12 protein-coding genes and 1 riboswitch are annotated in these 12,911 nt (G+C 68.3%); of the genes, 4 read left to right on the plus strand and 8 right to left on the minus strand.

The window, feature by feature from the left end; all coding sequences use genetic code 11:
- Window positions 1-34 precede the first annotated feature (34 nt).
- The 4 genes from ABLE94_RS11635 to ABLE94_RS11650 form a co-directional block, all read right to left on the minus strand.
- Window positions 35-1,702, minus strand: a complete 1,668-nt coding sequence (locus ABLE94_RS11635) for a DNA repair helicase XPB (protein WP_348808792.1) — start codon at window positions 1,700-1,702, stop codon at window positions 35-37.
- A gap of 144 nt (window positions 1,703-1,846) precedes the next feature.
- On the minus strand, window positions 1,847-3,043 hold the full coding sequence (locus tag ABLE94_RS11640) for an RtcB family protein (RefSeq protein ID WP_348804838.1): 1,197 nt from the start codon (window positions 3,041-3,043) through the stop codon (window positions 1,847-1,849).
- Window positions 3,044-3,169: 126 nt separating this feature from the next.
- Window positions 3,170-5,485 carry a helicase-associated domain-containing protein gene (locus tag ABLE94_RS11645; protein WP_348808793.1) on the minus strand — a complete coding sequence of 772 codons (2,316 nt, stop codon included), beginning with the start codon at window positions 5,483-5,485 and terminating at the stop codon, window positions 3,170-3,172.
- A 59-nt stretch (window positions 5,486-5,544) separates the two neighbouring features.
- A complete protein-coding gene (locus ABLE94_RS11650; protein WP_348804840.1) occupies window positions 5,545-7,980 on the minus strand; it encodes a protein kinase domain-containing protein in 2,436 nt (811 codons plus the stop codon).
- A gap of 153 nt (window positions 7,981-8,133) precedes the next feature.
- Between ABLE94_RS11650 and ABLE94_RS11655 the strand changes: the two genes are divergently transcribed.
- The 4 genes from ABLE94_RS11655 to ABLE94_RS11670 are packed head-to-tail and all read left to right on the plus strand — an operon-like array spanning window position 8,134 to window position 9,861.
- The gene (locus ABLE94_RS11655) at window positions 8,134-8,352 is read left to right on the plus strand and encodes a hypothetical protein (RefSeq protein ID WP_348804841.1); all 219 of its coding nucleotides are present in this window, start codon (window positions 8,134-8,136) and stop codon (window positions 8,350-8,352) included.
- Between the two features lie 4 nt (window positions 8,353-8,356).
- Window positions 8,357-8,950: a cyclic pyranopterin monophosphate synthase MoaC gene (gene moaC, locus ABLE94_RS11660; RefSeq protein WP_348804842.1), complete on the plus strand. Its 594-nt coding sequence runs from the start codon at window positions 8,357-8,359 to the stop codon at window positions 8,948-8,950.
- Window positions 8,947-9,426: a MogA/MoaB family molybdenum cofactor biosynthesis protein gene (locus tag ABLE94_RS11665; protein ID WP_348804843.1), complete on the plus strand. Its 480-nt coding sequence runs from the start codon at window positions 8,947-8,949 to the stop codon at window positions 9,424-9,426. Before moaC ends, ABLE94_RS11665 begins: the two co-directional genes overlap by 4 nt.
- Window positions 9,427-9,861, plus strand: coding sequence for a molybdenum cofactor biosynthesis protein MoaE (locus tag ABLE94_RS11670; protein WP_348804844.1), 435 nt, complete (start codon window positions 9,427-9,429; stop codon window positions 9,859-9,861).
- 111 nt (window positions 9,862-9,972) lie between these two features.
- Here ABLE94_RS11670 and ABLE94_RS11675 read toward each other — a convergent pair whose 3' ends face one another.
- The 4 genes from ABLE94_RS11675 to ABLE94_RS11690 form a co-directional block, all read right to left on the minus strand.
- Window positions 9,973-10,587 (minus strand): transglycosylase family protein, encoded by a 615-nt coding sequence (locus ABLE94_RS11675; RefSeq protein ID WP_348808794.1) that lies wholly within the window; start codon window positions 10,585-10,587, stop codon window positions 9,973-9,975.
- A 6-nt stretch (window positions 10,588-10,593) separates the two neighbouring features.
- A riboswitch (cyclic di-AMP (ydaO/yuaA leader) is annotated at window positions 10,594-10,764 on the minus strand.
- 260 nt (window positions 10,765-11,024) lie between these two features.
- Window positions 11,025-11,273: a MoaD/ThiS family protein gene (locus ABLE94_RS11680; RefSeq protein ID WP_348804846.1), complete on the minus strand. Its 249-nt coding sequence runs from the start codon at window positions 11,271-11,273 to the stop codon at window positions 11,025-11,027.
- Window positions 11,274-11,276: 3 nt separating this feature from the next.
- Window positions 11,277-12,362: a GTP 3',8-cyclase MoaA gene (gene moaA / locus ABLE94_RS11685; protein WP_348808795.1), complete on the minus strand. Its 1,086-nt coding sequence runs from the start codon at window positions 12,360-12,362 to the stop codon at window positions 11,277-11,279.
- Entirely contained in the window at window positions 12,362-12,898 is a 537-nt protein-coding gene (locus ABLE94_RS11690; RefSeq protein WP_348804889.1) for a flavin reductase family protein, read from the minus strand. Before ABLE94_RS11690 ends, moaA begins: the two co-directional genes overlap by 1 nt.
- Window positions 12,899-12,911 lie beyond the last annotated feature (13 nt).

A 12,911-nucleotide genomic window follows, 5' to 3' on the forward strand; every position in this document is an offset into this window, starting at 1 on the left:
CGCCCTCGACGGACTGTTCTCGGGGGACGCGGGGTCAGCCCGCCGACTCCTCGCCTATGGTGGGTCCGAGCAGGTCGTCGGCATCGGTGATGCGGTAGGCGTACCCCTGTTCGGCCAGGAATCGCTGACGGTGCGCGGCGTAGTCGGCGTCGAGGGTGTCGCGGGAGACCACCGAGTAGAAGTGCGCCTGTCCGCCATCGGCCTTGGGACGAAGCAGCCGACCGAGGCGCTGCGCCTCCTCCTGCCGGGAACCGAACGTGCCCGACACCTGAACCGCCACCGACGCCTCGGGGAGATCGATCGAGAAATTCGCGACCTTGCTGACCACGAGCGTCTGGATCTCACCGGACCGGAAGCGGTCGAACAGGATCTCGCGTTCCTTGTTCTTGGTCGATCCCTGGATCACCGGGGCGTCGAGTTCACGGCCGAGTTCCTCGAGCTGATCGATATAGGCGCCGATCACCAGCGTCTGGGATTCGCTGTGGCGGGCCAGGATCGACCGCACCACATTGACCTTGGTGTGGGCGGTCGAACAGAGCTTGTACTTCTCCTCCGACTCGGCGACCGCATACTGCAGGCGTTCCTCGTCGGTGAGGGTCACCCGCACCTCGATGCACTCGGCCGGCGCGATCCAGCCCTGCGCCTCGATGTCCTTCCACGGCGCGTCGTACCGCTTGGGGCCGATGAGCGAGAAGACATCTCCCTCGCGGCCGTCCTCGCGGACCAGCGTCGCGGTCAGGCCCAGACGGCGACGGGACTGCAGATCGGCGGTCATCCGGAACACCGGCGCGGGCAGCAGATGCACCTCGTCGTAGATGATCAGGCCCCAGTCCCGGGAATCGAAGAGATCGAGATTCTTGTACTCGCCCTTGGATTTCCGGGTCATCACCTGGTAGGTCGCGATCGTCACCGGGCGGATCTCCTTGCGCTCACCCGAGTACTCACCGATCTCGTCCTCGGTCAGCGTGGTGCGGGCGATGAGTTCCCGCTTCCATTGCCGGCCGGCCACGGTGTTGGTGACCAGGATCAGGGTGGTCGCGCCAGCCTTGGCCATCGCCGCCGCGCCGACCATCGTCTTACCGGCACCGCACGGCAGCACGACGACACCCGAGCCGCCCGCCCAGAACGAGTCGGCGGCCATCTCCTGATAGTCGCGTAGATGCCAGTCACCCTGATCAAGCGCGATCGGATGGGCCTCGCCGTCGACGTAGCCGGCGAGGTCCTCGGCCGGCCAGCCGACCTTCAGCAGCACCTGCTTGAGGCGTCCCCGCTCCGACGGGTGCACCACGACGGTGTCGTCGTCGATGCGGGCGCCGAGCATCGGCGCGACCTTCTTGTTGCGCAGGATCTCCTCGAGGACCGCGCGGTCGAGGCTGACCAACGTCAGGCCGTGGACCGGGCTCTTGACCAGCTGCAGTCGACCGAACCGGCCCATCGTGTCGACGATGTCCATCAGCAGCGGCTGCGGGACCGCGTACCGGGAGTAGGTGACCAGGGCGTCGACGACCTGCTCGGCGTCGTGCCCGGCCGCCCGCGCATTCCACAGCGCGAGGGGGGTCACCCGATAGGTGTGGACGTGCTCGGGTGCACGTTCGAGTTCGGCAAACGGGGCGATCGCACCACGAGCCGCCGCGGCGTCGGGGTGGTCGACCTCGAGCAGCAGTGTCTTGTCGGATTGCACGATCAGGGGTCCATCAGTCACCCGATCCATTGTCCAGATCGGTGCAAGTCCCGTCGACCCAGGACCCCGCACGGCCGTTGGCAGCGCTCTGTATCGCACTGACAGCGCTCAGCCGAGCGCTGTCAACGTGGACCAGAGCGCTGTCAACGTGGTGAGGGTGCGCCCTCACCCCTTGACGCAGACCACCTGACGCAGGTGCGCCACCACCTCGACGAGGTCGGTCTGGGCGGCGATCACGTCGTCGATGTCCTTGTAGGCGGCCGGGATCTCGTCGACGACGCCCGAATCCTTGCGGGATTCGACGCCCCGGGTCTGGGCGATGAGGTCGTCGGCGGTGAACTGCCGGCGTGCCTGGGACCGGCTCATCCGACGCCCCGCACCATGCGACGCGGAGTAGAACGACTGCTCCGAACCCAACCCCCGCACCACGTAGGAGCCGGTACCCATCGATCCCGGGATGAGACCGAGGTCGCCGGCGCCGGCACGGATCGCACCCTTGCGGGTCACCAACAACTCCAGACCGTCGATGTGCTCGGTGGCCACGTAGTTGTGGTGGCAGCTGATCGGCTCGTCGAATCGGACGACGCGGTCGGCGAAGCTCTGCCGGACCGCCTCGCACACCAGCGCCAGCATCACCCGGCGATTGCGTGCCGCGTACTCCTGCGCCCAGTCGAGGTCACGACGGTAGGCGTCCATCTCCGCGGTCCCGGTCAGGAACACGGCGAGATCACGGTCGGGCAGCTCCGCGTTGTGCGGCAAGGTGGCCGCCACCGACATATGCCGTTCGGCGAGTTCCTTGCCGATGTTGCGGGACCCGGAGTGCAGCATGATCCACACCTGCTGCTCGTCGTCGAGACAGATCTCAATGAAGTGGTTGCCGCCACCGAGCGACCCCATCTGACGCTGCGCGCGGGTGTCGAGCTGCCGAACCCCACGATGCAGGCCGGCGAAACGCTCCCAGAAGCTGTCCCAGCCGCCGCCGAGGCGATGGCGGACGACGTTGACCGGCTCCGCATGACCCCGGAATCCGACCGGCACCTTGGCCTCGATCGCCGAACGCAGCCCGGACAGATCGTCGGGCAGGTCCGATGCGGTCAGGTCGGTGCGCACGGCGGCCATGCCGCAACCGATGTCGACGCCGACCGCGGCCGGGCACACCGCATCACGCATGGCGATCACCGATCCGACGGTCGCGCCCTTGCCGACGTGCACGTCGGGCATCACACGGACCCCGTACACCCAGGGCAGCGTCGAGACCCGGCGCAGCTGATTGCGCGCCTGATGCTCGATCGATTCCTCGTCGGCCCACATGAGGGTCGATGCGGTGGTGCCCGAAAGGGATACGGGGAACTGCGGTTCCATGGCTTCTTCCATTGCTCGTGTCTGTTGCTCCGGCGGTTTCCGGGGCGTGGCAACGGTACGCGCGAATCCCGGCGAGGGCGAACCATTTTCGGACCGGGACGCCGGAACCGGGCACCCCGACGTGGGCTACGTGTCGAGCAGTTCGACACTGGTGATGCGGTGCAAGGAGAACCGTTGTTCGTCATCGGTGCCGTCCTCGACGCCGATCAGCTGGCCCGAACCCAACGCCTGCGGGGTGACGACGTGTTGACTGGCCGACCCGTGTGCGTCGACGTAGCCGACCCGCAGCCTGCGATGGGCGCGTAGCGCCAATTGGATGAGGGCCGTGGCGGTTTCGCCGTTTCCGCCGGCCCGTACCGACGCCGACGCCGACGCCGGGCGTGCGGTTGCGGCCCGATCGCCGGATCGCAGGCGGCCGATCACCGCCAGCACCTGGTCGTCATTGAGTGCGGCCCGCCGCGGCGGGATGGCGTGCCGACGTGCGCGTACGACGGGGACCCGGCTGCCGCGCTCACGCATGTCCACCAACTCGCCCGAGGAGTCCTCGCCGCTCGGCGCGAATCCGGCGGCCCGCAAGGAGTCGAGCACGTCGCGGATCTCGCTGGGGGACACCGCAACCGTCGGTGCGAGCGCCCGCATCGACAGGTGTGCGGCGGCGTCGCTGCGCAACACCGCGGCCAGTGTCGCCGCGTCCTCGCAGCGGATGAACGACGAGGCGATACCGACCCGCAACTGTCCGTGCCGCCGGGCCACGTCCTCGATCAGGTAGGTCAGTGATTGTGGGACGGGCGTCCGGGAGTGCGCGGTGAACATCGCGATGAGTTCGCTGCTGGAGCGCCCGGCGTCGAGGGCGCGCCGCACACTGACCTCGCTGACCCGGTATACCGATGCGGCGCCGCCGGATTCGAGATCGGCCACCATCTCGACCCGCTCGGCGAGTTCCGGGGTCATCGGGCCGGGGACGGTGATCGTGAGGTCGGCCTGGGTGAGGAAGTGATCGACCGGTTCGGGCAACGCCGTGCGCATCGCGGCGACGATCGGTGCGTCATCGGCGCCATCGGTGTCGAGGATTGCGCGTCCGACCGAACTCAGGGCGTGGTGGGCGACGAGTCCCATCTCGCGGGCTTCCCGAAGTGTGTGTTCGACGACATGAGAACCCAAGCGCCGCATCTGATGTGGATGCTGCCAGGCCAACAGGGAGACCAGGCCGGCCACCGACACCGGTGCCGCCGCCGGTCCCAGGGCCATGGCGGAGAGGATGGTGCGCCGTTGGGCGGGTGCGTGTGAGTCGTAGTTGTCACCCGACAGTGCCGGGATCGCGGTGCCGTCGCGGTCGGGCTCGCCGACCTGCCAGGCGCGTCGCGGCATGGTCAGCCAGGCATCGACGAGCGTGTACCACTGGCGTTCTCGCGGTTGGTGCAGCCAGGTGTCGACGGTGGTGGTCGGTGCGAACATGTGCTCACCGGTGTCGCCGGAGGGGGGCGGATCGGGGAATCCCGCATCGATGAGTCGTGCATGCGCGAGGACCTCGATCAGCAAGGCGACCCGCTGCTGATCGAGTCCGGTGGCCTTGGTGAGGCGGCGCAACTCCCGCACGCCGAGCGCGCCCGACCGCAGCACCGCCGCGGGTGTGGCGCCGAGGACGCGCAGCAACGCCGTCGCGTGACGGATGGCCTCGAGCGCCTCACCGCCGGCCGCTGCGTCGACGTCGCGGGCGGAGAAGCGGCGCGAGCCGGAGTCGTCCTCGGGCCGGGGGCGACGCAGGTTGTCGGTCTGCAACGGCGGTTCGTCGCGCAGCAACTGGCCGAGTTGAGGTGGGAGCTCGACGGTCTGGTGATCGATGCGGGCGAGCATGCCGTCGGCGATGAGGCGGGCGACCGGCGCGGCGGGGTCGGCGTCGGGAGCGGCATCACGGCTGCGTCCGAGTGCGGGACCACGCGACAGTGCGCCGAGCAATTCCCGCTCCCGTTCGTCGAGCGCGGCGAGCCGTCGGGTGAGTTCGGCGGCCGTGCGCTCGGCCGGCGGGCCGATGAGGTGCAATCCGCGCCACGGCAGTGCGGACGCGGCGTGCGCCCCGATGTGCAGCGCATCGTCGGGTCCCCAGATCAGCGCGAGCCGTCGCAGCAGATCCACGCGCACCTCGACCTCGTCGGCATCGGCGCGGTCGGCCAGAGCAGATCGGACGGCGGGCAGCGACACCGTGTCCGACTCCGGGGGGCCCAGATCGATCAGCACCTCCAGGACCGCCAGGCCGAGCAGATCCAGACTCTCACCCGCCAAGGCCGCCGACGCCGGCGACAGTGCGCGCTGGGCGAGCACCTGTGTGCCCTGCGGTGGGGGTGAGGCGAGATCCGGCCGCAGTGTGATCAGATCGGCCAACTCCGCATCCGAACGCGACGCCAGGTCATCGGCGAGTGCACTCGCGCGACTGTCCGGACTCATTCGACCGATTCTACCGAGCGGGTCGGCCCGTTGGGATCGGCCCGCGCCCGGTGCACGCTCTATGAGGTGGAGATGTTGACCCGGAACGGAGTGGCGACGACGTTGTTCTCCCCACTCGCTCCGTTGCCGACCTGACCGGCGACGTTGTATCCCCAGCAATAGACGTCGGTGGTGTCGACCCGCGCGCACGTCGTACCCGAGTTGGTGGACACGGCGTCCACGGCGCCGGCAAGGGTGACCTGCTTGGGGGCCGACGAATCCGACGTCGAACCGTCGCCGAGCTGCTTGTCGGAGTTGTCACCCCAGCACCTCAGTTCGGCACTGGCGACCGCGCAGGAGGTACCCCAGTCGGTGGCGACATCGGTGACGTCGGTCAGTCCGACCACCTCGGTCGGGGTCTGTCGTGCGGCGGTGGTTCCGTCGCCGATCTGGCCGTACGCGTTGTCGCCCCAGCAGTACGCCTTGCCCGCCGCCGCCGCACATGCGGTCTGCGGATAGGTCGACTCGGTCTCGCTGTGCTTGTAGGAGCCGATCGCGATGTCGGTGGCGTCGGTGAGGGAGAGCTGCACCGGAGAGGCCTGGCGGCTCGTCGAGCCGTTGCCGATCTGCCCGCTGTCGTTGTTGCCCCAGCAGTACACGGTGCCATCGGCGATCGCGCAGGTGGTGCCGCGTGCGGTGGCCACGTCGGTGGCGGTTCCGGTCACCCCGGTGACCTTGGTGGGTGTCGTGGAGTCCGTGGTGCCGCCGGTACCGAGCTGGCCTTGATCGTTGTCGCCCCAGCAGTACACCTCGCCGGCCGAGATCGCGCAGGTCGATCCGAATCCGGTGGAGATGGCGGTGACGTCGCTCAGCGTGGAGACCTTCTTCGGTGTCTCGCTGGAATCGGTGCTGCCGTCGCCGATCTGACCGTAGTTGTTGGCGCCCCAACAGTAGGCCTGCCGGTCGGAGATCGCGCAGGCGGTGGTGACGTACTTGTCGTCGGTGCTGACGTAGTTGCCGATGCTGACCGAGGTGACCGGTGTCAGGCTGACCGCGACCGGAGTGGTGGAATCGGTCGAGGTCCCATTGCCCAGCTGGCCGTTGGCGTTGTTGCCCCAGCAGTGCAGGGCCTCGTTGGTGACCGCGCATGTCGTATTACCGGATGTGGCAACGGTATTGGGCTGCGCGACGACAGCCGCGGGCTCATCGCTGCCGCCGAACAGTCCGGTGGCGAAACCGATTCCGACCACCGCCACGACGACGACCACGAGCGCCGCGGCGATCGCCCCGATGATCAGGCCCGTGCGCTTCTTCTTCGGTGGCACCGTACCCGGTTGCGACGGGTAGCCCCCACCGCCGAGCAATGAGTTCGGTTGCGCCGGATTGTATCCGGGTGGTGGGGTACCGCCGGCGAATCCGGCTGTCACCGGGGTGGTCGCTGCCGGCGGAGCGCCGAAGGGGGCTGATGGGTTCGGCTGCGACGTGTAGGGGATTCCCGGGTTCGGCTGGCCCACACCGGGATACGACGGCTGTGGGGTCGGTGCCACCGGGGGGTGGCCGGGGACGGTTGCGCCTACCGGGGAGAATCCGGCCGGCGTCGGCTGTGACGGCGGTCGGGTCTGTTGCCCGGAACCGAACGACGGTGGGTTGGTGACGGCGGTCGGCCCGGTTCTCGGCCCCGGACCGGGACGGGTGTCGAGCGCCTGCTTCAGCGCGGCGGCGAAGGCGCGGCAGTTCGGGTAGCGGTCGGCCGGATTCTTGGCCAGGCCCTTGTGTAGTACCGGGTCGAAGGCGGCGAGATCCGGTCGCAGCGAACTGATCGGCGGGATCGGTTTGGTCAGGTGCGCCATCACCAGCGCCGACGGCGTCGTCGTGGTGAACGGGGCCTGGCCGGTGAGGAGTTGGAAGACGGTGCACGCCAACGAATACTGATCCGACATCGCGGTCGCGTCGTGGCCCTCGATGACCTCGGGTGCGCAATAGGCGAGGGTTCCGATGAATGCGCTGGTGGCCGTCAACGAGGTGGAGTTGACCAGCTTGGCGATACCGAAGTCGAGGACGGTGACTCGCTCGACCTCGCCGGTGGACGGATCCCGACTGACGATGATGTTGGCGGGCTTCACATCTCGATGGATGACATGGTGCCGGTGCGCGTAGTCGAGGGCATCGGCGACCTGCGCGGTCACCGCGACGACGTCGGCCGGTGAGGTGGGGCCACTGCTGAGATCGCGTCCGTCGAGGTAGCTCATGGTGAACCACGGCGTGCCCTCGTCGTTGATGCCGTACTGATGGATCGAGATGATGCTGGGGTGATCCAGTGACGCGGTGGTGCGTGCCTCGTTGGTGAATCGCTTCTGGAAGTCGGGATCGTGGGCGCCGGCCAATGAGATGACCTTGAGCGCCTCCCTGCGGAGCAGGTGCGGATTCTCGACGAGGTACACCTCGCCCATCCCGCCCGATCCCAGCAGCGAGATCACCTTGTATCCGGCGACCTGTGAACCTGGACTGAGCGGCACGACAAACCCCTTCGACTGTCTCGGACGATGGTGTGTGACCTTACCGAAGTGCCCCCCGAATTGGTCGTCTTATCATTCGAACGATGGGTGGGTGATCGGTCGAAGTCGGTGTCATCGGCCACCATGTGCGAGCGCGATCACGTGGGGGCGGCGATGGCATGGCACAATACATCCGTGGCTGAGAGCACTTCGAAGAAGCATTACGTCGACAACGGCTGGCCGAAGGCAGCCGAGGGAGACGGACCCGAGCACGCGGTCTCCGAATTCGCGGCCGATCTCGCGGGTGCACTGTCCCCGTTCGGCGACGTGGAGTTCCCGTTGCCGGCCGACGAGGTCCACTACATCAATCCCAAGACCGTCATCAACCGCTGACGCGGTGACCGACGTCGATCCGGATGGATCGCGGCCCACGGACCGACTGTCCCACGTCGATGACTCCGGCGCCGCGCGGATGGTCGACGTCGGCGACAAACCACCGACCCGCCGCCGGGCGGTCGCCGGTGGGACCTTCCGCACGACCCGTCGAGTGATCGACCTCCTCACGTCCTCGTCGCTGCCCAAGGGCGACGTCCTGGCCACCGCACGGATCGCCGGGATCATGGCCGCCAAACGCACCGACTCCCTCATCCCGCTGTGTCATCAGCTCTCGTTGTCGTCCGTCGACGTGGACTTCGTGATCGGTGAGGACACCATCGACGTCACCGCCACGGTGACCACCGCCGGACCGACCGGCGTCGAGATGGAAGCGCTCACCGCTGTCGCGGTGAGCGGCCTCACCTTGCACGACATGGTCAAGGCCGTCGACCGGCATGCCCAGATGGACGCGATCCGGCTGCTGGCCAAGTTCGGTGGCCGTTCGGGCGACTGGACTCGAGACGGAGTTGGTCCAGACACCGTCACTCCAGACACCGTCACTCCAGACACCGTCACTCCGGACACCGGCACCGACGATCCGGCGAGTGACCGATGAGCGCCCAACGGGTGGCGCGCGTCGTGGTGGCCTCGACGCGGGCGGCCAACGGTGTCTACCCCGACCGCACCGGACCGCTGATCTCCGCCTGGCTGGCCGACCGTGGCATCACCGTCGACGAGGTCGACGTGGTGGTCGACGGGCCGGCGGTCGGCGATGCGATCCGGGCCGGCATCTACGCCGAGGTCGATCTCGTCGTCACCACCGGCGGTACCGGGCTCTCACCCACCGACCGCACTCCCGAACAGACCCGGCCATTGCTCGACATCGAACTGCCGGGGCTGGCCGATGCCATCCGTACGGCGGGCCTGCCCGAGGTGCCCACGGCGATTCTCTCGCGTGGGATCGCGGGAGTGGCCGGCCGGAGCCTGGTGATCAATCTGCCAGGGTCCACCGGGGGCGTCCGGGATGGCCTCCGCGTCATGGGTACCGTCCTCGACCACGCGCTCGACCAGATCCATGGCGAGGATCACTAGATGGCGCTGATTGTGTGCACGGAGATCTCCGAGGGCCCGATCAGTCTTGCCGACCATGAGGCGCTGGTCACCGACGCCGCGCAGGGCGCGGCGGGCGCCGTGGTGGGATTCGTCGGCGCGGTCCGCGATCACGACGGTGGCAACGGCGTGACCCGGCTGTCCTATTCGGCGCACCCGACCGCCGCGCAGGCGCTGCGTGGCATTGTCGCGAAGGTCGCCGAGGACGCCGACGGGGTGCGGGCAGTGGCTGTCTCGCACCGGATCGGAGACCTGGCCGTGGGTGACGTCGCGTTCGTCGTCGCGGTCGCCGCCGATCACCGTGGTCCGGCATTCGCACTGTGCGCACGGCTCGTCGACGAGGTCAAGGCCCAACTCCCCGTCTGGAAGCACCAGTTCTTCACCGATGGTCGCGACGAATGGGTGGGTTCGGCCTGAGGGTGGCCGGATCGTAAGAGGCCCGATCACGAGAAGGCCCGAGCATGAAAAGAGCCCCGCACGGCGCGAAGCAGCGTGCGGGGCCCTTTGCTCAGGGGGCCTTCGTCAGGCTCAGGGGAGATTCGGGATCTGGCCCTGGTGCTCGTTGAACAGGTTCAGCTGATCCGGGGTGAGCTGGTATCCACTGTTCTTGGCGGCATCGAGCAGAGCCAGCAGGCTCGGGTCGGTGGTCTTGTCGCGGAGGGTGGCGAGGGCATCGTCGGTGCTCGTGGCGTCACTGCTGCCGGTGCTCGGTGCCTGGGGGGCGGGAGCGGCGGGCAGGCGCGGGGTGGTGGTCGGCGCGGTACGCGGGGTGGCGCCGGACAATCCGGTGCCACAGGTCGGCCATGCACCCGGGCCCTGGCTGGCCAGGACGCGCTCGGCGACGACGATCTGCTGCTCACGGCTGGCCTGGTTGGCGGTCGGTGCGAATTCGGTGCCGCCGTGGCCGGCCCAGGTACTCGGGCTGAACTGCAGTCCGCCCTGGTAGCCGTTGCCGGTGTTGATGGCCCAGTTGCCACCCGACTCACACTGGGCGACCTGATCCCATTCGGCGTCGGAGGCCGCGTGTGCGGAACCGGTGCCCAGCAGGGCGGCGCCGCCGCCGAGGACAGCCCCGGTCAGTGCGACCTTCGCGAAGGTCTTGGTGGCAGTGGTGGTCGTCGGCTTGCGATGACGTCCGGACATGAGTGTGTTACCTCTCTCCACGCGCCTGCGAAGTCAGCTGTCGGGTTCGAGCGAGAGGTGCTCGGTCGCGTCGGCTGTGGCCGTCGGACTTAACCCCAAGAACGTCGTTGACGTCCGTTCTTCCCTGCGGAAGGGTGGGTCCCCCGTCCTCGTTCCCAGATGTTGCTCGTCATTCCACCGGTGGAACGAGGCTCGGCGCGACCGGTGGAAGTTGTGTGTCTTGGTTGCTGTGCTGTGACCTTCTTGGAAGGACGCTTCGTACAGTACGGCCTCGACGCCGACGAATCACACCTTCTTCCACAACGGTTTTCGTGTCTGCGAGTGGGACTTTCGCCCCCATTCGATCGTCGTCGCAGTTCACGGGCATGATGGTCTTCTCGTGTCCATCTCGTTATCCATCCGTTATGTGATTAAGCTCACATCGGCGTGGCGGCGTTTCAGCCGCCGGCAAAGGGCGGCAGGACGTCGACGGTGCGCGTCGCGCCGAGGCTTCGGTCACGGTCGCACACCGCGATCTCATCCCAGAGATAGGAGCATCGATCCAGCACCTGTCGCAGGGCCGGATTGTCGGCTGCCAGAATGTGTTCCAGCTCACCGAGAGTGGCCCCGTCGGGGACTTCGACGGCGGCCGTTTCCCGGCCCGCGGCGGCTCGCGCAGCCGCGAAATAGCGGATCGTCAGACGCACCGATCAGCCCCCGATGGCCGACATCGGACGCTCGGGCTGACGGAAATCGCCGGAGTTCACCGAGTGCCCGGCCCGTTTGGCCCAGGTGTTCTCGCGCCACAGCCGGGCGATCGCGGCGTCGACGTCGCCCTCACCGCCCCGCAGGACCGGCAGCAGCGAGGTCTCGTTCTCGGCGAACAGGCAGTTGCGCAGTGCGCCGTCGGCGGTGAGACGGGTGCGGTCGCAGTCGCCGCAGAACGGGCGGGTGACCGAGGCGATGACACCGACCCGCGCGCGACGGCCCGCGGCGTCGGTGTGGCCGTCGACCAGCCACGTCTGCGCGGGCGCGCCGGCACGCGGGACGTCGTCGGGCGTCAGATCCGCGACGTGGCGCAATGCCTCGAGGATCTCCGCCGCGGTCACCATCGCCGTGCGATCCCAGCGGTGATCGGCGTCCAGCGGCATCTGTTCGATCACCCGCAACTGATATCCCTCGCGCAGACAGAACCCGAACAGTGCCGCCAGTCCATCGAGATCGCTCCGGTCCGGGACGACGGCGTTGACCTTGACGGGGTCGAGCCCGGCCGCGCGGGCGGCGGCGAGTCCGTCGAGGACGTCAGCCAGGCGATCACGCCGGGTGATCTCGGCGAATCGAGCCGGGTCGACGGTGTCCAGCGACACGTTCACCCGGGTCAGTCCGGCTGCGGTGAGGCCGTGCACCCGACGGCCCAGGCCCAGACCGTTGGTGGTCATCGCGATCCCGGGACGCTCCGGCAGCCTGGACACCCGGGTGATGATCTCCTCGAGATCCCGGCGCAGCAGTGGCTCGCCGCCGGTGAACCGGATCGTGCGGATCCCCAGGTCACGGACCGCGACGGTCAGAACACGGACGAACTCCTCGGTGTTCAGCACCCCGTCGGTCGGTAGCCAGTCGAGGCCGTCGGCGGGCATGCAATAGGTGCAGCGCAGATTGCAGCGGTCGGTCACCGAGACCCGCAGGTCGGTGGCCACCCGGCCGAAGGTGTCACGGAGCGGGCCGTCGACCGGTGCCGGGGCGCGCGAGGCGGGGATCAGCGACGGCAGCGGGAGCCCGAGGTCGACGGCGGTCATCAGCGATCCCGCGGCTCGATGACGTCGGCCCGGGTCGCCAGGGCGCGAAAGGTGCTCGCGTGGAAAACGAGTGGTTCGACGCTGGGATCGGCCTGCAACTGTTCGATGCGCAGCAGGACGAGGATGTGGTCGCCGGCGGGGATCTCCTGCTCGATACTGCAGGACAGGTGCGCGGCCGCGCCGGGGATGAACAGGGAGCCGTCGTCGGCGGCGAGGGGGGCGATGTCGTCGAATCGATGTACCGCGGGACCGGCGAGCTGACGACACTGCCGCGATTGATCGTGAGCGAACACGCTGACACCGAGCATGTGGGCGTCGCGTAGCCGCGGCCACGTCGTCGAGGTGTTCTGGACGCAGACACTCACCAGCGGGGGATCGATGGAGACTGCGGTGAAGGCGCTTGCCGCCATCCCCACCGGCTCGGTGCCGTGACGATGACTGCAGACCGCCACCACACCGGACGGGAAGCAACTGAAGGCACGTTTGAGCGCGCCTTCGTCGGAGGCCGGTGACAGATCGGGCCGACGATCGATCATCGCCGGGACCGGG

This window comes from Gordonia sp. VNK1 (genome assembly GCF_040049135.1).
GTDB lineage: Bacteria > Actinomycetota > Actinomycetes > Mycobacteriales > Mycobacteriaceae > Gordonia > Gordonia oleivorans.